The organism is Bacillus sp. EB106-07-01-XG149 (assembly GCF_058791555.1).
The window spans coordinates 47,526-69,616 of sequence record NZ_JBYTDP010000007.1; the positions used below are offsets into that span (position 1 = coordinate 47,526).

The following is a 22,091-nucleotide window of genomic DNA, read 5'->3' on the forward strand; positions in this document are numbered from 1 at the left end:
AACATGGAAAACAAAAAGACAATTTATTTCTTATGCACAGGAAATTCATGCCGAAGCCAAATAGCAGAAGCATGGGGCAAACAATATGTAGGAGATAAGTGGAATGTATATTCTGCAGGAATCGAAGCACACGGAGTAAATCCAAATGCTATTAAAGCGATGAAAGAAGTAAATATTGATATAACGAATCAAACATCGGATATAATTGATACAAACATTTTAAATAGTGCTGATTTAGTCGTTACGCTTTGTAGTCATGCGGATTCTGTTTGTCCTTCGACACCTTCGCACGTAAATCGTGTCCACTGGGGATTTGATGACCCAGCAGGAAAAGAGTGGTCTGAATTTCAACGTGTTCGCGATGAAATTGGAGCACGTATAAAGCGATTTTCTGAAACAGGGGAGTAAAGTAAAGAGTCAATCTTCTATTTTATAGGGATTGGCTCTTTTTTATTATATATTTCATTAGTTTAAAACAACTATTAAAACGAATAGAGAATATTTTGTCATGGTGGTAAAGTTAGAATAGAGCAGTTTTAGGGGGGGGAACATATGATTTCTGAATTAAACAAGACTGATTTTTATAAATGTAACCGTTTAGTAAATGAAAAAGGTCAATTAGAAATAAAAGCTGTAATTGCAGGGTTGAATCCTGGTCGTATATTTGTAGATAACATCTATTCTCCTAATTCAGGACTTATTTGGTTAGGGAATAACGATGGCTTCTTTTTTATAGGAAGTGCAGAAAATGAAAAGTTTAATAATGAAATGAAAAGTTTTATTGATGATGTGATACGACCTGAGGCGAGAAAGGTAGGACTAAGTTGCTTTGAAGCAATCGGTAATCATTCAAAGTGGAATAAAACAATCGAAAGAATATTTCAGCATCGTAAATTAAAGAGTTGGAATCAAAGAGTGTATACGCTAAAGGAAGAGGATTATGAGGGTAATCGTGAACCTAAAATTGAACAAGGGTATACAGTGCTAAAAATGAGTAAAGCTCTTTATGAAAATCAAGGGAACGTATTTAAGAATATTGAATTTTTACAATCAAAAATTTTAGAGTTTTGGTCCTCAGCTGATGAATTTTTTAACGAGGGAATAGGCTATTGTATAGTTTTTGACAACATGATCGTAAGTGTTTGTTTTTCAGGGTTCGTTTTTGAAAATATACACTGTATAGATATTGAAACGATAGAAGGTCACCAAGGGAGAAATTTAGCTCAAACGATAGCTCATAGTTTCGTAAGAGAGTGTTTGGAGAATCATATCATTCCATATTGGGACTGCATGGAATTGAACAAGCCTTCTGTCGCGGTTGTAGAAAATGTAGGTTTTACAAATGTGTTTAATTATGTAGGATATTATTTTCCTTTTGAGTAAATTAAGTGTATGTTACAAACCCATCATCAAAGGTTTTTACATGGAAGGAGAATAGGATGAAACAAATAATAAAAGACGTATTAATAAATTATTTTAAAGAAATTCATTCACTACTAGTGGAAGAAGAATTACATAAGGACAGTTGGCATACAGATTTGCATTATAAAATCATCGTAAATGGAGATCGGTATTCCGCACGGTTTATAAATAGCGATCGAAAGATTAATCCAGCTTTTGGGACATTATCAAATGAACAATTGAAAGAGCAAGTGCGGTTTACGTATTATTTACGACAGCATGGAATACCATTTATGCAGATTAAGGAGAATAGGGCGGGAGAGTCATTTACATTTGTCACTTGGAATGATGAACAGTACCGGTTTGTATTGTCTACTTGGATTGAAGGGGAACATATTACACATTGTACAGAAATTATGGCAGAAGTCGTTGGAAAGGAAGCAAGAAAGATACATGATATTTCTAGTACGTTTCAAAGCTTGATTTTTCAAAAGAAATCTCATTTAGATGGATATAGTGAGTTTATAAGACTATTAGAAAATAAGGGTGGTACATGTAAGGAATTAAGAGGGTATATAGATCTCGCTAAGTATCATATAGAAAGCGCACATACGAATGATCTAGAGTATATAGTACAAACTGATTTAAATCCTTTAAATGTCATATGGAACTCCAATCAATCTGTCAAAGGAATTGTAGATTTTGAATCCATTGCATATGTTGATCGTATTGAAGGATTAGCCTTTTTAATAAAATGGTATTCCCGGACAGAAGGAATACAATCGCATAAAGTATGTTCGAAAGTTGCTAGAGCGTTTTTAGAAGGGTATAAGGCTAATAATATTTTAACTTCAAATGATTATAAAAGACTTTCTTCGTTGCTGTGGTTATCAGGTAGTCTAAATTGGAACTTTGTTAAAAAGACGATAGGTCTAGTAGATGACGAGAGTGAATTAGTAGAACATTTGAGAGCTTATATGATAAGGGGAGGAAGTTTGTCTTCATTGTTAATTTGTAGATAACATTTATTCTCCTAATTTTGGGTACGAAAAATAAAGCATATGAGGTGTTCTAAAAATGAAAATACAAATTGTATTGTTTGACGGTTTTGGAGAGCTTGTCTCCTTTGCACCTTTTGAAGTACTGAAAAGGGCAATAGAAGAAGGGGCTCCGTTTACAGTTGAACTCGTATCAAGTGAAACGAAACAAAAAGTTACTACCTCGTTTGGAGTTACGGTGAAACTACATGATTTTTTACGAATGGATAATCGCCCAGATTTGCTAATTGTACCTGGTGGTGGCTGGAATCATAAAGCTGAACATGGGGCACGAAAGCAAGCAGAGCTTGGAACACTGACAGAAACGATTAGAGAGATGCATAATGAAGGAACGATTGTTGCGGGAGTTTGTACAGGAGGTATGTTACTAGCAGCCTCAGGTATATTGAATGGTAAAAAGGCGACGATGCACCATTTGGCACAAGATGAAGTCAGTAAATACGGAGCTGAACTTCTTCATTATAGAATTGTAGATCAAGGCGATATTATCACTGCAAGAGGAGTCACTTCAGGAATTGATTTAGGACTTTGGATTACAGAAAGGTTCGCAAGCTCCCAAATTGCAGCTGCAGTTGAATATAGAATGGAATACGAGCGGCGAGGTGTTATTTGGAAGTGATTTAATTATATTTTTTGCTGTAGAGCGTATTAAATAGTATAAAAGAGAAAGAGCTAACTCATACGAGTAGGTTCTTTCTCTTTTATACTATATTGCTTATTTTTCACAGTAATATCTTTTTTTAAAAATCATAAAATAGATAATATATTTTGTTCCACATTGATAATTATTTTCATTATATATTTATAAATTAGTAAAATTTAGTTTACAAATTTGCATCTAGCTTATATAATTTGACTCATATAAAAAAGTTTCCCTTAGGAAACTTAAGTGCGGATTTTCATCCGCTGTATATTTTTTTGTTTAAAAGTTGCCTTCGCGCAAAATAATTATATATACGAAAAAAAGAAAGGGGAATGCATAAAAAATGGATGAGGCTATAATTGTTAAAGATTTGTTTGTATCTTATCAAGGGAATCAAGTAGTTCAAAATGTTTCCTTCGATATTGAAAAAGGGAAGCTCGTTGGAATTATTGGTCCAAATGGTGCGGGGAAATCTACTTTAATGAAAGCTGTTTTAGATCTAATTCCAAGTGATAAGGGATATGTTCAAGTTCTTGGGGAGGATATTCGAAGTGCTAGAAAGCATGTTGCTTATGTACCACAAAGAAGTGATATCGATTGGGATTTCCCGATTACAGTTTTAGATGTGGTGCTAATTGGAACGTATCCATCTTTAGGGATGATGAAAAGACCGAAGAAAGAGCATCGAGATTGGGCATTTGAATGTTTAAAAAAGGTCGGCATGGAAGAGTTTAAAAATCGCCAAATTGGTGAGCTTTCAGGTGGACAACAACAACGTGTCTTTTTAGCGAGAGCATTAGCACAAAAGGCGGAGATATTCTTCTTAGATGAACCGTTTGTTGGAATTGATGTAACAAGTGAAGAGACAATTATTAAAATTCTTAGAGAATTACGTAAAGAAGGAAAAACAATTGTTGTTGTACATCATGACCTAAGTAAAGCAGAGTCCTATTTTGATAAATTACTATTATTGAATAAGAGCTTAATTCATTACGGAGAAGTAAGGCAAGTATTAGAACCAACTGTTATGTCAAAAGCGTATGTAAATCACGGCATATTGTTTAATAATGTAGCGGAGGTACATTCATCATGAAGATTGTAGAATTTATAGATGCATTAATGCAGTACGGTTTTCTGCAGAAAGCGTTATTAACTTCCGTTATGGTAGGCGTTATTTGCGGCGTAATTGGATGTTTTATTATTTTACGAGGTATGGCTTTAATGGGAGATGCCATTTCACATGCTGTTCTTCCAGGCGTAGCCCTTTCTTATATGATTGGTATGAACTATTTTATAGGGGCGGTTTTAACAGGTGTTATTACTGCAGTTGGAATCGGATTTGTAAGTCAAAATAGTCGAATTAAACATGATATGGCGATAGGGATTATGTTTACATCTGTTTTCGCTGTAGGGATTATTTTAATTACCTTTATGAAGAGTAGTTCTGATTTGTATCATATTTTATTCGGAAATGTCCTATCAGTTCGTTCTTCTGATATGTGGATGACACTTATTATCGGAGTGGTCATTATTGGGCTTGTGATGCTGTTTTACAAAGAATTACTTGTATCTACTTTTGATCCAACGATGGCGCAAAGTTACGGATTACCGAACAAATGGATTCATTATGGCTTAATGATTCTACTTACAATGGTTACAGTAGCATCGCTTCAAACTGTAGGAATTATTTTAGTTGTCGCTATGCTTATTACACCGGCGGCTACGGCGTATTTATTAACAAACCGTTTATGGGTCATGATTTATTTAGCTGCAGGTATCGGAGCGCTTTCATCTGTAGTAGGGCTATATTTTAGTTTCTCTTATAATCTAGCTTCAGGTGCAACGATTGTTCTTGTTGCAACATTCTTGTTTGCATTGGCATTCTTTTTCTCACCGTCACAAGGTTTATTTTGGAGAGCTATCAAAATTAGAAAAAATAGAGCAGAGTTGTCATAATTGATTGGAGGATAATGATGAAATTTAAAAATATTTTATTATCGGTAATTTGTATGTTCGTATTTGCATTAACAGCGTGTTCGAGTAACACAAATGGGAAAGAAGAGAAAAGTGGGAAATTAAAAGTTGTAACTACATACTCCATTATATATGATATGGTGAAGCAAATTGGTGGAGATAAAGTTGAGATTCATAGTCTTGTTCCAATTGGAGCTAACCCGCATGAATATGATCCACTACCAAAAGATGTTATGAAAATGACAGATGCAGATATGGTTTTTTACAATGGTTTAAACCTTGAAGAGGGCGGAGCATGGTTTAAAAAACTATTAAAAACGGCAAATAAATCAGAGAAAGATGCACCTGTTTATAAAGTAAGTGAAGGTGTAGAAGCTATTTATTTAGAAACAAAAGGATTGGAAAAAGAACCAGACCCACATGCTTGGATGAATATTAAAAATGGTATTGTATACGCTGAAAATGTGAAGAAAGCATTAATTAAAGAAGATCCTAAAAATAAAGAGTTCTATACTAAAAATGCCGATAAGTATGTAGCAGAACTTCAAAAATTACATGATGAGACAGTAAACAGAATTCATCAAATCCCTGAAGAAAAACGTTTCTTAATCTCTAGTGAAGGTGCTTTTAAATACTTTGGAAAAGCATATGATATGAAGACGGGATACATTTGGGAAATTAACTCAGAAAATCAAGGTACTCCAGATCAAATTAGAGATGTTGTAAGTTTAATTCAAACAAACAAAGTTCCGGCTTTATTTGTTGAAACAAGTGTAGATCGACGTAGTATGGAAACTGTTTCAAAAGAAACAAACGTACCGATTGCAGGTACAATTTTTACAGACTCACTAGGTAAAACAGGTGAGGATGGAGATACTTACTTGAAAATGATGAAATGGAATACAGATACCATTATTAATGGGTTACAGAAATAAAATCTAGCTAGTGTAACTATTGAGATTTTATACGATAAGAAAGAGCCAATTCATGTGAGTGAATTGGCTCTTCTTTCATGTATCATGTTTTATTAATAATTAGGCTGAATATAACCTAATTTTATTCCCTTCGTAACAGCTTCTAAAGAAGAGGAAACATTTAATTTATCAAATACGTGTTGAATGTGATTAGAGATTGTACGTTCGCTAGCGTATAACATAGAAGCAATTTCTTTGCGCTTATAGCCATCACATAGTAATTGTAAAATTTGTTTTTCACTATGAGTTAATTCTTCAATTATTTCTGTAGAGGTTGGAAAATGAAATGCGCCTTTATTAATGTCACTTAATATTTGCACCAATACTTCAGGTAAAATATTTTTATTAATAAAACCACTTACACCTAATTTTTGAGCTTCATACTGGTAAACAGGTAAATCATAACCGGTTAATATAACTATTTTTGTATTACATTTACTATCCAAAATCATTTTAGCTACTTCCAAACCATCTTCACTACTGATATTGCTCAAATTAATATCTAGTAAGATAATATCTGGTTTAAACTGATTGATAATTGTAATGACATTTTCGATATTTTGTAATGAGTGAAAGGCATCTATTTCAGGATAATCTTCTAAGGCTATTTCTAAGCTTTTTGCAAACAAAGTGTGATCATCTATTAATAAAATGTTTATAGGAATCATCTCCTTTCATCGGAATAAAAATAGTAATGCATAAACCAGAAGGATTACTATTTGAAATGGTCATTTCACCATTCAATAAAAGTAGCTGTTCTTTAATTGAATTCAATCCTTTATGACCATTTAGTATATCTGCTTCGGTAGTTGCTAAACCTTTACCATCATCTTTCACAATAAGTTTAATTTCATCATTTTCTTGTGTTAAATGTAAATATATCTGTGAACAATTTGAATGTTTGAATGCATTTGTTACTAGTTCTTTTAAAATTCGATATATAACAAGGTGATAGGGTTCTACTAAAAATAAGTCGTCATTACACGTAAAGGATATATTAACATGTTTCATTTCATATTTTTTTTTGTATCATTTTGAGTAAGTTACGATAATTTTCTTTTAGTGTAAGTGTTTTTAATAGAGTTGGATGATACTCCTGCATTTCAATGCGTATTGTATGACTTAAGTTGTCCAGTGTCGCTACGATCATGTCATGAATTTCTTTTTTGTTAGATTTGTTCATCATATTTTTAACAGCTAATATGTCTTGTAGTATTTCATCGTGTAAATAATTAGAAAATCCACTTTTTAATTGTTCTTCTTTCATTATTTGTACTAAGTTATGAACATAAGAACTATCTGGTAAAGTTTTTAATTCTTTTGTATTCAAATTTGAGATAGTGTTTTTTGTGTCTTGAAATAATAATGTGAAATAAAGCTGAACGAACCAAATAATTGTATGTATAAAAATGAAATAAGTTATCATATGAAATTGAAATAGTACCCCAAGTACACTCATAAAAATAAAAATGCATAAAAACATAAAAGTGATCGCGCCTTTTTTTAAGGGGAAATACTGTTTCATAGACATATGATTTTTAAAAGCTATTGCATGAATACTAAATAGGGGGAACAAAATTATTATGTACCATCCTAAATTATTTACATATTCGGGGCTCTTTCCAAATAACGTAACATATACGATAAAAGGAACGATAAGAATTGCAGTAGATTTAAGTAAATGCTTTTTTTCACTTTTACAAACAAATTGTATTCGTTTGTAATGTTGCAGGAACAGAAAAATAATACAACTAACACTAATAAGCCATTGAAATGAAAATAGAACGGAAAATATTCTATCGTTTATTAAGTATGCGCCTAATGTTAGTAAACAAATAACTCGTAAAATCCAATCCTTTTCTTTTTTATAACTATAAATAGAATCTTGGAAAAAGAATAGGAGTATAAATTGCACGATCTTATATAGAATCAAGACACTAAGCAGTGTACTGAACGTACGGAAAATCTGTTCATCATTCAGTGTAAGTAAAAACTGCCAAGAAGTAAAAAGTAGTAAACTCGAAAACTGTGATAATAGAGTATTGTTTTTTAAATTGATAAAACTAATATATGATCCATAAATGGACATGATCGTTATAAACAGTAAAGGGAGTAATTTTGCTGTTCCTATAATATTGTTCATTGAAAATTCATAGCATAAAAAATAATCATACAAAGTTGGTTAATTAAAATTAAAATTTGTTTTTGCTCATAGTAGTTTTTCATAAATTCACTTACCTTTGTTAGATTACATACAGATAAAGCTGATGTTTTTTATTTATCATCAGCTTTATTTTTAAGTGTCTATTTTTTATTGTTAAATATAATTTTATAACATGCTCTTTTTGTTAACAAATAATAAACGATATATACAACAGTAAAAATGATTACGGCGAAAAGAATTGGTAATATAAACGCACTACTTTTTCCTAATAGGTCATCCATTAACGCGGTTTTATAGGCAACTAATGCAAAAATGCTATGTGCTAATCCTAATATGTATGGAATGCTAAACAAGCTGAAAATCTCTTTACTTATTATTCTTTTTATCTTCTTTTTGTTATAGCCCATTCTATTTAAGATAATAAATTCATTTTTATTTGACATCATACTTGAAAGGTTATGAAAATAGAGAATACTGCCTGTTGCAATAAAGAAAATGATAGTAACGAAACTAATGAGTAAGAACGTTGAACTATTTTGCTGAATAATATAATCATTTTTTTGGTAACTGCTTGTAAAATACATATTATTTTTAAATAGTGGGGCTACATGTTCATAAACTGCTTTATTATTCCTCATATCTTTTCCATTAAAACTCACTATCGTTTTTTGTGGTAGCTCTAAAGTTTTTATTTCTTTATACAGTTGATCCGAGATAATAAGTGTTCCTACACTATTTGCAAATCCAATGGGATTAAGTAATGTAGTGTCTTTCACTTTAACGTCTATACTAGTTGTAGGAGTTACGTTTAAAGTATATATTTTCCCTTTATCTAGGTCTTCTTTTTCAGGACGATATTTTACTAGTATACTTTCATCTTTAGCTAAATGATTAAATTCTACATTTTTATCTTGAACATGTATTAACTCTCTGTAATCAGACTCAGAGATAAGATCAAATCCGTTCTCCTTTTTTATACTATATTCTTTTGGTAAACTGTCAGAATTAGATTTCACGTTAATAATGGTTGTTTCGGTATAGTTTATACTTTCTTTACCGATAGTTTTTTGTACAGTTTGTAGTGCTTTATTGGCTACTTCTTTATTTTCTAATGGAAATTCAATAGCTGAAGGTACGATACGTTCTGTAGCGGCAACCGGATAGTAAAGTGTCAGTAGAGTAGAACTGAAAATAGCTAAAGTTCCAGCGGTTAATAATGTTAACAAAATTAATGTTTTTGCTTTTGAACGGATTTTAAATATAAAGTTTGGGATGACAATAATATTGGATTCTTTATAAAACCATATTTTATTTTTCTTTAGCTTTTGAATCGTATATGGTAAAAAAGAATGAATAAAGAAGATTGTCCCTAATATTACACTGAACATTGTCACGAGAGCGATTGGTGAAAAGCCAATTGTTTTCCACAATGATTTTGTGCCTCGTGTAATATCGATAGCTAAGAAATAGCCAATTAAAATTAAGAATAATCCTAGTAGTGAAAAAGCTGTATTAATTTTTAACTTATTTTCTTCCTTTTGTTCCATACGTACTAAAGTTAGTAAAGAACTTTTTCGAAGGATAATCCAGTTTGATAAAGATAAAACAAAGAGAACAGCAAAAATAAAAACAAAGGTGAATAGCACGGCATCAAGATTAATAAATGGTACTTTAGAAGTATTTATTTGTAATTTTAGTATTTTAATTATTGCTTCCACAATTCCTTTATGAGCAATAGAACCAAAAATAATTCCTACAAGTAAGGCAACAAAGCAAATGACAATATTTTCAAAAGTTAACAGTGTTAGCATCGTTGATTTTCTATATCCTAAAAGGGAGTAAATGCCGAGCTCGTTCATTCTTTTTTTCATAAAAAATGTATTAGAGTATGACATATAGAATAGTACAAATGCCATAACAAAGATCGCCACCGTTTTTGACATTGTTTCTACTCTACCGTCAGACGAAATTTTTTCCATAACAATGTCGTTCATGGAAAAAGAGATAAAGGAGAAAAATACCATCAGTACAAAAGCTACTGAAATAAAATAGAATGAATAGAAGGAGAAGTTATTTTTTAAATTCTTTTTTGCGATTGTAAATAAGCCCACAGTTCAATCTTCCTTTCATATTTCTAGTTATATCGATGTTCATCAATTTTAGAGATTTCTTTTAATATTTCTTCAAAAAATTCTTTTCTATTTTGCTTATTTTTCTTTAATTCTTTTATAATGTTCCCGTCTTTGAATATTAAAATTCTACTAGAAAAACTAGCTGCATAGGCATCGTGAGTTACCATTAAAATTGTAGTTTGAAGCTCCTCGTTTACCTCTTTTAATTTTTGAAGTAGTTCTGTTGCAGAATTTGAATCTAATGCGCCTGTTGGCTCATCTGCAAATAAAATACTAGGTTGCTTCGCAAGGGCTCTTGCAGCTGCAACTCTTTGTTTTTGTCCACCCGACAGTTGACTAGGATACTTGTTTAATTGCTCAAATATACCAAAACGCCGTGCTAAACTTTCTATTGTTGATTCAATTTCCTTTGGTGATTTTTTTAACAGAGTAAGGGGAACCGCAATATTTTCCTTTACTGTTAAGCTATTAAGTAAAAAATACTCCTGAAAAATAAAACCTAAATAATCTTTCCTAAAATCAGCAGATTTATTATTGTTAAGCGTTTGGATATTGACCCCGTTTATAAAAACATCGCCATCTGTAGGTGTATCGATAGTGGATAAAATATTTAATAAAGTCGTTTTTCCAGATCCAGAGGCCCCCATGATACCTACAAATTCGCCCGCTTTAATATCAAATGAAACTTTATTAAGTCCAGGTAATTGGTTTTTGTTATAAATCTTTGTTACATCCCTTGCAGATACTAATGCATTCATTTGATTTACTCCTTTTCGTCTATTTATATATAAAGTGTATCTTTTGATATATATAGAAGCATGAGTAAAAAGCGCAACTTTGTATTACGAAATGGTGTAACTGATAATAAGTGGAGAAAAATAATTTTGTTTTGTCTTTTATGAAGTTGTATAAGTAATAAAAAATAATAGATACATCATGATAAGGATATGAATAAAAGAAGTATGGTCATTAGCCTGTGAAAAGAGGGAAGTGCAACATAATGGACATAAACGTTGCTTATACATGTAAAGTAAGATGTCATAAAAATGAATAAAGACTGCTAATTTTCCTGCACTTTGATTATGTAGAAATAGGGGGGGATGACATGAAAGACAATACGCCTAAGAAAATCTTATTTATTCAATCAGGCATTCCTTTTTATTATCCAATGATTGAAGAAGCAATTTTGAATAGTTTACAAAAGGTAAACAGTAATACAATTATGGTGAACCCAGAACGAGCGATAGAAACCGCATTAAAAATGAAACCGGATTTTATTTTGGTACTCAGTGGTTTAAGCGAGGGATTTATTAGTGTCATGCCAGTACTAAAGAGTGCCGGTTTTACTACTGGACTTTGGCTGACAGATGATCCGTATTATACGGATGTAACACAACATCTTGTGCCGTATTATGATTACATATTTACGCAAGATTTAAATTGTATCAAATTTTATAGAGGGTTAGGATGTAACAATGTATTTCATCTTCCGTTAGCAGCAAATCAAGATGTGTTTAAACCTTCTCATAAAGGGGATACATATAAGTATGATCTTAGTTTTATAGGTACAGCATTTGAAAATAGACTTACCTTTGTTGATTCTATTTCAGAGTATTTAGCAGAAAAAAACATAAAAATTGTGGGGTTCGGTTGGGAGAAATTAAAGAATTATGAGAGATTAAAGGATAAAATACAACTCTTGCCACTTGCGAAGTATGAAGATGCGTTACAATTTTACGTATCGACTAAAATTAATATAAATTTACACCGTTCACCAAATGATCAGGAATTGAATTGTAATGCTGCAAATATTCAAGCCTATTCAGTAAATAATAGGACATTTGAAATTAATGCCGTAGGTTCTTTTCAACTAACTGATATACGCCCAGATGTAGCAAAGCATTACATACCAGGCGTTGAAATAGAAACGTTTAATAGTGCACCGGAGTTTATACAAAAAGCGGAGTATTATTTGGAACATGTACAAGAGAGAAAACAAATAGCAAAAAATGGGCTGAATAGAACTTTGAAGAATCACACATATGATAGACGTATATTACAATTATTAAACTATATTAATTTCATAGGCGTGAAGATGCAGTCTAATCATTAATAGAACATGCGGTTTATGATTTAATGAGAGAAGAAGATAATTAAAGTGAAATGGCATGCTACTGACGATACCGATAGAAGTGTAATTAAGTTTCAATATACGGTGTGTCAACTACCCCCACTGAGATGAAACGTTTCAGTAGGGGCTTGAGTTCGAACGCTAGGTCTTTTCGTCTATCGCTAGACAGTCTGACGCTCTAACATTCATGCCACCTTACGGTAACACCCCAAGTATGTTTTTGGTTGGTACTGGCAACGAACGATTGTTTTCCCACTTGCACCACCCTTTCGAAAAAGAGCAGTTCTTCCTTCTGGAAGAAGCCACCACTCAGATGAATCCGGCGTGTGCTACAAGCCCCGACAAGTCGAGTACACATGGATGGTTGACGCACCCACTAAGCTATGCGCGAAGCAACAGCCTTACGTTTTTGAACTTCTAATAGAATCGGCGTTTTCACTTTGAGGTTGTCATCCAATTGTACAACTCTTGATTTTTGCAATGTATTCAATGCACCATTAATATCAGCATGGATACATGTTCCTGCCTTACTTTGGTACAGGCCACGAGTCATTCGTTTGCCACTAAAAAGATAATGCATCTTATCATCCTTAGACCAAACTGGAACCGGATCTTTATCCAGAAAACTAGCTTTTGAAGTATAGCTTTCTTCTTGTTTAAAAAATCGGATGCCTTCTTTTATACATTTATTTTCAATTGCTGCAATCAGTTTATAAAATGGGATTTGAACAAACTTTTGATTATTCTTTTTCCCCATATCAGATTTTTGTTTCCAACCAGCGTTATACCCTACGACAACCGTATCTATGCCAAATGCTTTCACTTTTTTAAACAACAGGCCTACCGTTTGTGAAATGTAACCATTTATTTGTCGTTCTCGTTTATGCCAAAGTGCAGCCATTTTATTCGTTACAACTCGTTTTGAAATTCCGTTTTCAACATTTTTCTGTTGTAGATTACGTATCATTTTATTGAAGTATTGGTTTATGGATTTTAATTTTTTCCCTTCAATTAAGAAAGTATCACCTGTATTTGTTGCGCAACTTACTAATCTATCTACACCTAAATCGCAACTCAAAGCGTTACTCGTAGTCGTGGATTGTTTCTTCATTTGAGAAACGTGCAGTTCATATGTGTAATGCACCTCAAAGAACCGACCTTTTTGCTTCGGTACAATCTCAATGTAGGAGATTTTTTTATTTCTTACGTTTTTAGGCATACGTATTTTAATGGAACCGAATTTTTTTCTGAATGCAACATTCATCGGAATCATCCAATACCCTTTCTCATCCACTTTAGGAACTTGATAGATTTCAATGATTCGTTTGTCAGTGGAACGAGAATAATTTGGAAACTTCGGACGCCCTGTGAACTTCTCAGGATTTTTCTTCCACTGTTTCAACGCTTTAAAAAAGCTCTTCACTTCTGTAAATAAGGCTCTACGAATCGCTTGGACAGAGTTTGATTGCATGCCCCAGTAATTCATATCGGCTTGCATGGCAGTGTCCACTTCTTTTACAGTAGCCATCTTGTTATGATCCAAGTAACTTTGTTTAATCATGTACAATCCAACATTTCGCAACGCTTTAGAACTATGTGACATGCGTTGCAGTAAGCGAAATTCTTTAGCCGTAAGGCAAGCTCGTCCGATATTCTGTTTCTGCGTGAATCGTTGCATGTTTTCTCGTTTCTTTTGTTTACGTAATACTTTCACTGCTTTCTTTCTAGCCATTGTTTTCACCACCGTTCTTAGAATGTTCATTACTTTTGATAATTCAATATTTGGAACGAAATGTAAAAAAAGTCTTCATCGTAATTCCTTTTGGTGCAAGTAACCGGATGATTATTATTATCCAATTTCGTTGTCTTACGATATATTCCCTCCTTATCTAAGAGCAGATTGTATCGTAAGACAAAAAGAAACAAATATTGGTCCCGGGAACATTGTTATGAACGAAACAAAAGAGTTCAGCCTACCTTCTGACGGCAATTCATCTCCACCTGAATTGTTGGGTTTCACCCGTAACACAAATCAGATGGAGTCTTCTTGCCGAAAAAGATAAAACGTTGCAATCTCATAAAATTAAAAGCGATATTTTATTGGTGTATTGCGATCTTCCAGATAATTATTTGAAAATAAGAGAATTACAAATTACGGAATTTAGAAAGCATATTGATATTACGACGAAGCTGTATACAGATACAGGGCACCTAATGCATTGGGATAGACCAGAAGAGATTGCCGAGGATGTTTTAAATTGGTTCATATAAAGAAGGTCCGTTGTTCGAATTTGAGCAACGGATTTTCTTTTGAAAAACTTAATTCAAGAGTGAAAGAAGGACAAGCAAGAGCATTACAGTTCTATCGCCAATTCTTTTTTTGATATAATAGATGCGTGGCAGAACATAGATAGAAAGATACTGCTAGTAATTTATACTTAAAATGTTGGGAGCTTGAACAGAGTTATGGGGACAGAAAAAGAAATTAGTTCCGCTAAATTAATATGGAAGATGACGCGCCCGCATACATTAACGGCGACGTTTTCTCCTGTAATTTTAGGAACAGTAGCATCACTGTATGTTACAGACATTCATTGGCTTTTATTTATTGCGATGATGGTTGCATGTTTAGCATTGCAAATAGCAACGAACTTATTTAATGAGTACTATGATTTCAAACGTGGATTAGATACCGCTGATTCTGTTGGCATCGGTGGTGGAATTGTCCGTCATGGATTGAAACCAAAAAATGTGTTAACAGTTGCGCTTTTATTGTATGTAGTAGCAGCAATTATTGGAGTTTATATTTGTATGAATAGCAGCTGGTGGTTAGTCGTTATTGGTTTAATTGGGATGGCGGTTGGCTACTTATATACAGGTGGTCCATTACCAATTGCGTACACTCCGTTTGGAGAATTAGTTTCTGGATTGTTAATGGGGACATGTTTTGTACTCATTGCTTTCTTTATTCAAACGAATACGATAACGATTGAAAGTGTATTGATTTCCATTCCAATTGGAATTTTAGTCGGTGCAATTAACATGTCTAATAACATCCGAGATATCGAAGAAGATATTAAAGGTGGAAGAAAGACATTAGTAATCCTCCTCGGGAGAGAAAAAGCAATAGTAACACTAGCTGTAGCCTTTTTCATTGCTTATTTATGGATCGCGGTGATTGTATTGATGGGTTATATAAGCCCTTGGGCATTAGTTATGTTCCTAGGTTTGAGAAAGCCAATCTCTGCTATTCAAAGCTTCCAAAAAGGAGCAAAAGATCCCGGGTATATGCGCATCGCAATGAAATCAACAGCGATGACAAATACGATTTTCGGCTTCTTATTATCAGCAGGATTATTAATTAGCTACTTGTTTTAAATAAAAAATCTTGTTAAATAACTTAACCCTAATTTCTCAATTTTAATGTAGAGAGATTGGGGTTTTTATTTTTGATTTCTTTAATGTTGTAAATTTGAGTTGTACTATAACACTAGAGATCACTTAATTATCTCCTTTAAATAACTTTGTTAAAAGGGGGGATATTCCAAAAAAATTTAAGATCAGAGATTTTGATGAGGTTTTTTAAAAAAACTCTTTTGGTACGATTGTCATAACAGAACAAGGGAAACCAATTGCCATTCATTTGCCTTTGGGGTTAAATAAAAAAGGTGATGATTACTATATTATTGGGCATATGGCCTATGGAAATAATCGGTTGGAAATATTCGGGGATCATGGAGATGTGCTTGTTGTGTTTCAAGGACCACACGCTTATATTTCCTCTTTTCGGTATAGAAAGGAAGAAGTTCCAACATGGAATTATCAGGCCATTCATGTATAGGGTACAGCAAGCATTTTAGAGATAGATAAATTAATAGAAGAACTAGCAATGATGCTAAAAAAGTATGAAGAAAATCGTGAAAATATAGTTTTATGGGATGAACTTTCTCCTTAGTTATTAGAACGAGAAGTAAAAGGAATTGTTGGATTTAAAATTAAAGTGCAAGAAGTTCAAGCTGCATATAATTTAAGCCAGAATCGTAAGGAGAAAGATTATTCTAATATCGTTGATAAATTGCAAGCGAAAAAAAATCCTGATTCTCAGTAAATGGCAAAGGTGATGACAAAGAGGGTTAAAATTATAAATCAGTGCTATAGGACACTTTATGATTTTTTAAGATATAGTTACTTTAATTGAATGAGAAATATAAAAAGTAGATTTCCTGTACGTTAAGTGAAGTGGCATTTCATTCACATAATCCGTATTATCTGAAGTTAATAAAGTCTATTACACTCTCTTCTTTAAGAACGTTTCCATAATATCCTTCTTGAATCTTTCATAATCAAACTGAAAAGCTACATTATGCGTTTTATAGCCTGGATTAGTAACAAAACGAAAGTCTGCAATACTTTGACCAAATCCTTCTCCTTGATCAGGAATTACTTTAATGGGTACTCTTGAAAGACCAACAGCCTCTTGATTCAGCAAATACCACACTGTTACAAAATCATGCATAGGGCTTCCACTTATACCAGGATTAGACTTGGAATAGAAATTATAATAATAGTCTAACATAGGTTTGAGGATGAGCCCTGCAAGATCCTGTGTATTTCGATGAAATGCATCGATTTGTTGGACCATTTCGGGTGTAACAATCGCATGTTGAGTCACATTTAAAGGGATAATTGTCAAGTTCTGTGCATGCTGCAGAATTAAGTTTGCTGCATAAGGGTCGGCGTAAAAGTTAGCTTCAGCTACAGCAGTTACGTTACCTGGATAGAAAAAAGCTCCCCCCATGCAAATGCATTCTCTTACGTTTCGCATTATTTCTAAATTCAATACAAAAGTCGTAGCTAGCGAAGAAAGTCTTCCTAAATTGATAATTGTAAGATCTTCCAAATTTGATTCTATAACTTGATAAATATCATTTAAAGGATAAACTGGATATGAAATTTCAGGTGGAATAATAGGCCCTAATCCAACTTTTCCATGTACCTCAGGGAAATACTGAATCAAGATACCTGTCAATGGTACAGAAGCACCAAGGAATACAGGTATCTCTTCTTTTCCCGCAATGTATTTCAAATAGTTAATATTTCTTATTACATTTTCTCTTGATACATTTCCATAATCGGCTACAATTCCTACAAGTTGAATATCTTTACGAAAAAAGGTGTACAGTATAGCAAACGCATCGTCAATCCCCAAATCTGTAAACAGGAGAACCTTTTTTTGCATAACTTTTCCTCCAAAATTTATATAATCCTACTTTCACTAATGATGAAGTAATCAGGCTAAGCTTGTGTATATATATTTTATGTATTCTGAAAGAGTACATTCTATTCACTTGAAATAGTCTTGCTCATCTAAATTTGATATTATGTTCAAACGTAAGCTTCCGTTCTTAAGTTGATAGTCATCTGGTACTATCCCAATATACGTAGCGAAATAGGATTTAAATGCTAGATAGTTATTTATTTAGCTCCATTTGTATTAATCGTCATTATTCTTGCACTGAAATATTTAATGAACGTTGCAGATACGACAAAAGCAAGATTGGATATTTGTAAGTGTCATTTTATCAACGATTGATTTTGGTTGTATTTTATTTGAATTTAGTAGTGCAGGAAGTAAGGGATGGGATCATCCGATTGTTATTACAACAATTATTACCGGGGTACTTGTTACACTTTATTTTGCTTACGCCAAATAAAGTGTAACGATCCACTATTAAATTTATCCGTATTTAAGTATAAAATTTTTACTCTTACATCAATGATAAACGTACTCATCACGATGATTATGTATGCTGATTTAATTCTTTTACCGATATACTTACAAAACGGAAGAGGCTTTACCGCATTTGAATCAGGTTTATTTCTATTATCTGGAGCTGTTATTAATGCATTCTTATCACCTATTACAGGTAAAATGTATGATAAATACGGAGCAAAACCACTCTTTATTACAGGGTTAATATATTATTTCGATGTGGGGTGTAATTGATTTAACTGAATCCACAACGTATATGTATGTAATGGTGCGCACTATTATTTTACGAATTGGGTTAAGCTTTATTTCGATGCCATTAAATACAGCAGGACTAAATGCTTTACCTAGAGAATTAGGTTCACATGGTTCAGCGGTAAATAATACGATTCGTCAATTAGCCGGTGCTATTGGAACAGCAGTTGTTATTACTATATATACGACTCAAGCAACTTCACATGCTGCAGAGTTATCTTTGGAAAAAGGAAACATTACAGCTATTCAACTAGCGAAATTATCTTCTATTTTCGGCTCAAGTGATGCGTAACTATTTATGTTATTCTTATCTTTCGTAGCATTAATCTTTGCATGTTTTATGCCTAAAAAAGTGGCAACTCAAAAATTTGAAAGTGAAGCACATAATTAGAATAGATTATAGAGTTGTTTAGAAAGTATATGATGAGAGAAAAAGCAAGTGATCTAATATGGAGGTCATTTGCTTTTTCTTTTTATTTGTTTAGGAATTTAACTTTATCTTGTAGAGATATCAAAGGAGAAATGAAAAATTACACCTACAACAATTAAAAGATTGATTATGCATGTAGAGCTCTTATTATTTGTCCTAATCTCATTTTAGAATAAATAACTTATAGAAAAAATTGAATAATTTTCATGTGGAGGGAGATTTTAAGAAGGATGTCGAGGGTATATTTTCCTGTTGTTTTTTAGATAAATGATTACTTAGCCAGAAACTACTTAGTGGAACGGTTTGTAAAGATTTTCTGTCAAGAAATCACTAACACTTAGCTCCAAGTATAAAACATAAACCATTCGATAAATGGGGTAGTGTGATGAAAAAACTTAGTAGAAAACATTTGAGAAAAGATATTCAGGAACTTGAGAATGCAAGTATGCAGATACACTCTAATCAAGATCGTGAGCTTGATCAGAGTGTATCTGCGAATGAAGAAGTTTTGAAACAAGTTTTTGACAATTGTTCCGATATTGTTTTTCGTCCAATATTTATAAATAGCCAAATTAAAATTCTTTTTATTTATATAGACGGATTGGTAAACACCGGTATTGTGGAACAAGTTGTTTTGAAACCAATGATGTTCGAGGGGATGCCTAGTGGACTAAAGGTTATGGATTCAGTAGGAGAAATTATACAAAATCAGCTTATTGCAGTTTCTCAAGTAAAGACGATTTCTAAAGTTCGTGAGGTTATAGAAGCAGTATTGAAAGCGAATATAGTCATTTTGACAGAAGGAGAGAGTCAAGCTCTGGTCGCTGACTTAAAAGGGTTTGAAAAACGGAGTATTGAAGAGCCAGCTGCCGAGATTTCTGTTCGTGGCCCTCGGGACGGGTTTACGGAAACTTTAAGGGTCAATACGAGCCTTATTCGCCGAAGAATTCGGAGCCAAAAACTAAAAATGGAACCTTATTCGATTGGGGAATTGTCACAGACAGATGTGGTGATTACCTATATTGAAGGAATTGCTCCCGATTCGGTTTTAGATGAAGTTCGCCAAAGGCTACAGCGAATTCAAATTGATGGGGTGTTAGAGTCAGCTTTTATTGAAGAGTTTATTGAGGACCAACCTTTTTCTCCTTTTCCACAAATTCAAAATACTGAGCGACCAGATGCGGTGTGTGCAAGTTTATTAGAAGGGAAAGTGGCAATTTTAGTGGATAACACACCTTTCGTTTTAATCGTTCCTATGACATTTTGGACTGGTCTCCAGGCAGCAGAGGATTATTATGAACGATTCATCTACACAACTTTTGTTAGATGGATACGTTTAATATTAATCAATATTTCATTATTTCTTCCTTCTCTCTATGTCGCTATTACAACCTTTCATCCGAAACTAATCCCAACAAATTTGCTTATTAGTATTGCAGCTGCAAGAGAAGGTATTCCTTTCCCAGCTGTTATAGAAGCGCTGATGATGGAATTTTTATTTGAAGGTTTGAGGGAAGCGGGCGTTCGGTTACCAAAACCAGTTGGATCAGCAGTTAGCATTGTAGGGGCACTTGTTATCGGACAAGCTGCGGTGCAAGCAGGTATTATTTCAGCACCATTGGTTATTGTTGTGGCGACAACTGGAATTGCTTCGTTTGCGTTCCCGCGCTATAACTTAGGAACAGCTTACCGGATGCTGCGCTTTCCGATGCTACTATTGGCAGGGATGCTTGGGCTGTATGGTATTGCTATAAGTACCCTTACGATTTTAATTCATTTAACAAACATACGTTCATTCGGCGTTCCGTACTTAAGTCCGGTTGCGCCTCAGACTCCGCGTGATTTAAAGGATGTTTTGCTTCGAACACCTCGTTGGAACATGACACATCGTCCTATAATGGTATCTGGTAAGGAGAAAGTCCGTTTTCCAGATGGACAACAACCAGGTGCAAAACGGGGAGGAGAAACAGAATGAGCCTACACAAGGCACTTTGTATGATACTAGTAGTTTCTTTATGTTTCTTGACGGGATGCTGGGATCGTACAGAGTTAAATGATCTGGCAATAGAATTAGGATGGGGACTTGATCAAGCGAAGAATAATAAGGTTGAAATTAGCGCCCAGTTTATTATCCCTTCAAAAATGGGAATGGGACAGAGCGGAAGAAGCAATGCAGGAAAATCAGTTTTTCTTGAATCAGGAACTGGAAAGGATACACATGAAGCTGTACAAATGATGCAAACAAAAATGTCGAGGGAAATCTTTCGAGGGCATCAGCGTGTAATACTAATTGGAGAAAAATTGGCTAAAAATGGTCTCGCTCCAGTTTTGGATGCATATAGTCGCGATCCTGATATTCGATTACGAGCAGATGCGTTAGTAGTAAAGGGAAATACTGCAAAAGAGTTTCTGAAAGCATCTATCCCTTTAGAGGCTATCCCGGCACTTGGGGCACTTAAAGAGCATATGCAAATAGAGGCATTGGGAGATACATCGTTATTAAATTTTCTTATTGCTGGTACGAGTGATGGAATCACCCCAATCTTGCCAGTTATTAAACTAAATATGTCTCATAAAAAAGGTGACGACGAGGTCAAAGGGTTTCAAATTGTAGGAGCTGCTATATTTAACAACAATCTTAAATTGGTAGGATACTTAAATATGCAGGAATGGTTAGCTACTCTTTGGATAGTGAATCGTTTAAGTAAACAGACGATTACAGCAACCGCCTCTAAAGGGAATGGTAGTGCGAGTTTATATATGACAAAAATCAAAAGAAAAATTATACCCACTATACAAGGGGCCACAATTAAGTGTGACGTTGTTTTTTCAGGTGAAGGAACGATTCAGGAGAACAATACGAATTTAGATCTTTCGCAGCCCAAAAATCTTACTTTTTTAGAACGTGTAATGGAAAAACAATCTGAAAAACAAGCTCTCCAAACTATTAAAAAGGTTCAAAAACAATACGGAACCGATATCTTTGGATTTGGAGAAGCCATTCATCAAAAATATCCATCCGAATGGAAAGGGCTAAAAAAGAATTGGAGTAAGCAGTTTCGAAAAGTGCAGGTTTCTGTTCATGCAAAGCTTACTATTCGGCGAGTAGGACTGACTGGACAGCCGTTGCAGTTAAAGAAAAATGAAATAAAAAAATAA

At 33.5% G+C, this 22,091-nt stretch carries 16 protein-coding genes and 5 pseudogenes; 15 read left to right on the top strand and 6 right to left on the bottom strand.

From position 1 onward, the window contains the following. Positions 1 to 3: 3 nt before the first annotated feature. The 7 genes from arsC to mntA all read left to right on the top strand — a co-directional run bounded on the left by arsC (position 4) and on the right by mntA (position 6,011). A complete protein-coding gene (gene arsC, locus AC3WTA_RS23215; protein ID WP_000428321.1) occupies positions 4 to 408 on the top strand; it encodes an arsenate reductase (thioredoxin) in 405 nt (134 codons plus the stop codon). 144 nt (positions 409 to 552) lie between these two features. Then, a complete protein-coding gene (locus AC3WTA_RS23220; protein WP_098653520.1) occupies positions 553 to 1,383 on the top strand; it encodes a GNAT family N-acetyltransferase in 831 nt (276 codons plus the stop codon). Positions 1,384 to 1,439: 56 nt separating this feature from the next. Beyond that, the gene (locus tag AC3WTA_RS23225; RefSeq protein ID WP_097860519.1) at positions 1,440 to 2,423 is read left to right on the top strand and encodes a phosphotransferase enzyme family protein; all 984 of its coding nucleotides are present in this window, start codon (positions 1,440 to 1,442) and stop codon (positions 2,421 to 2,423) included. Positions 2,424 to 2,478: 55 nt separating this feature from the next. Next, complete coding sequence (locus AC3WTA_RS23230) at positions 2,479 to 3,078, top strand: DJ-1/PfpI family protein (protein ID WP_000701572.1); 600 nt, start codon at positions 2,479 to 2,481, stop codon at positions 3,076 to 3,078. Between the two features lie 367 nt (positions 3,079 to 3,445). Further along, positions 3,446 to 4,195: a metal ABC transporter ATP-binding protein gene (locus tag AC3WTA_RS23235; RefSeq protein WP_000343004.1), complete on the top strand. Its 750-nt coding sequence runs from the start codon at positions 3,446 to 3,448 to the stop codon at positions 4,193 to 4,195. Next, on the top strand, positions 4,192 to 5,058 hold the full coding sequence (locus tag AC3WTA_RS23240) for a metal ABC transporter permease (protein WP_000706177.1): 867 nt from the start codon (positions 4,192 to 4,194) through the stop codon (positions 5,056 to 5,058). Before AC3WTA_RS23235 ends, AC3WTA_RS23240 begins: the two co-directional genes overlap by 4 nt. Before the next feature lie 17 nt (positions 5,059 to 5,075). Further along, positions 5,076 to 6,011 (top strand): manganese ABC transporter substrate-binding protein/adhesin MntA, encoded by a 936-nt coding sequence (gene mntA, locus AC3WTA_RS23245; RefSeq protein WP_000669575.1) that lies wholly within the window; start codon positions 5,076 to 5,078, stop codon positions 6,009 to 6,011. A gap of 92 nt (positions 6,012 to 6,103) precedes the next feature. Here mntA and AC3WTA_RS23250 read toward each other — a convergent pair whose 3' ends face one another. From AC3WTA_RS23250 to AC3WTA_RS23265, 4 genes and pseudogenes are all read right to left on the bottom strand, one after another. Beyond that, positions 6,104 to 6,718 carry a response regulator transcription factor gene (locus AC3WTA_RS23250; protein WP_000612316.1) on the bottom strand — a complete coding sequence of 205 codons (615 nt, stop codon included), beginning with the start codon at positions 6,716 to 6,718 and terminating at the stop codon, positions 6,104 to 6,106. After that, positions 6,687 to 8,276, bottom strand: a pseudogene (locus AC3WTA_RS23255) (ATP-binding protein). Before AC3WTA_RS23255 ends, AC3WTA_RS23250 begins: the two are co-directional and overlap by 32 nt. Before the next feature lie 78 nt (positions 8,277 to 8,354). Then, positions 8,355 to 10,325, bottom strand: coding sequence for an FtsX-like permease family protein (locus AC3WTA_RS23260; protein ID WP_000522535.1), 1,971 nt, complete (start codon positions 10,323 to 10,325; stop codon positions 8,355 to 8,357). A 23-nt stretch (positions 10,326 to 10,348) separates the two neighbouring features. After that, positions 10,349 to 11,104 carry an ABC transporter ATP-binding protein gene (locus AC3WTA_RS23265; protein ID WP_078183324.1) on the bottom strand — a complete coding sequence of 252 codons (756 nt, stop codon included), beginning with the start codon at positions 11,102 to 11,104 and terminating at the stop codon, positions 10,349 to 10,351. Between the two features lie 347 nt (positions 11,105 to 11,451). Here AC3WTA_RS23265 and AC3WTA_RS23270 point away from each other — a divergent pair, with 347 nt between their 5' ends. Further along, positions 11,452 to 12,459: a CgeB family protein gene (locus AC3WTA_RS23270; RefSeq protein WP_000654565.1), complete on the top strand. Its 1,008-nt coding sequence runs from the start codon at positions 11,452 to 11,454 to the stop codon at positions 12,457 to 12,459. Then, positions 12,456 to 12,564: pseudogene (locus tag AC3WTA_RS23275) on the top strand (alpha/beta hydrolase); the annotation flags it as partial. The gene AC3WTA_RS23270 and the pseudogene AC3WTA_RS23275, both read left to right, overlap by 4 nt. A gap of 289 nt (positions 12,565 to 12,853) precedes the next feature. Here AC3WTA_RS23275 and AC3WTA_RS23280 read toward each other — a convergent pair. Further along, positions 12,854 to 14,209, bottom strand: a complete 1,356-nt coding sequence (locus tag AC3WTA_RS23280) for an RNA-guided endonuclease TnpB family protein (RefSeq protein ID WP_000101439.1) — start codon at positions 14,207 to 14,209, stop codon at positions 12,854 to 12,856. A gap of 329 nt (positions 14,210 to 14,538) precedes the next feature. On the opposite strand from AC3WTA_RS23280, the pseudogene AC3WTA_RS23285 reads away from it, so the two are divergent. The 3 genes and pseudogenes from AC3WTA_RS23285 to AC3WTA_RS23295 form a co-directional block, all read left to right on the top strand. Continuing rightward, positions 14,539 to 14,748: pseudogene (locus AC3WTA_RS23285) on the top strand (alpha/beta fold hydrolase); the annotation flags it as partial. A gap of 195 nt (positions 14,749 to 14,943) precedes the next feature. Further along, positions 14,944 to 15,855, top strand: a complete 912-nt coding sequence (gene menA / locus AC3WTA_RS23290; RefSeq protein WP_000536390.1) for a 1,4-dihydroxy-2-naphthoate polyprenyltransferase — start codon at positions 14,944 to 14,946, stop codon at positions 15,853 to 15,855. A gap of 163 nt (positions 15,856 to 16,018) precedes the next feature. Then, a pseudogene (locus AC3WTA_RS23295) lies at positions 16,019 to 16,585 on the top strand (FMN-binding negative transcriptional regulator). 180 nt (positions 16,586 to 16,765) lie between these two features. Here the strand turns inward: AC3WTA_RS23295 and AC3WTA_RS23300 are convergent. Beyond that, entirely contained in the window at positions 16,766 to 17,716 is a 951-nt protein-coding gene (locus tag AC3WTA_RS23300) for a nucleoside hydrolase (RefSeq protein ID WP_001170289.1), read from the bottom strand. Between the two features lie 228 nt (positions 17,717 to 17,944). Between AC3WTA_RS23300 and AC3WTA_RS23305 the strand changes: the two are divergent. The 3 genes and pseudogenes from AC3WTA_RS23305 to AC3WTA_RS23315 form a co-directional block, all read left to right on the top strand. After that, positions 17,945 to 18,893 (top strand): annotated as a pseudogene (locus AC3WTA_RS23305) (MFS transporter); the annotation flags it as partial. Between the two features lie 421 nt (positions 18,894 to 19,314). Further along, the gene (locus tag AC3WTA_RS23310; RefSeq protein WP_033657649.1) at positions 19,315 to 20,907 is read left to right on the top strand and encodes a spore germination protein; all 1,593 of its coding nucleotides are present in this window, start codon (positions 19,315 to 19,317) and stop codon (positions 20,905 to 20,907) included. Then, complete coding sequence (locus tag AC3WTA_RS23315) at positions 20,904 to 22,091, top strand: Ger(x)C family spore germination protein (protein ID WP_000052119.1); 1,188 nt, start codon at positions 20,904 to 20,906, stop codon at positions 22,089 to 22,091. The genes AC3WTA_RS23310 and AC3WTA_RS23315 overlap by 4 nt, the downstream gene beginning before the upstream one ends.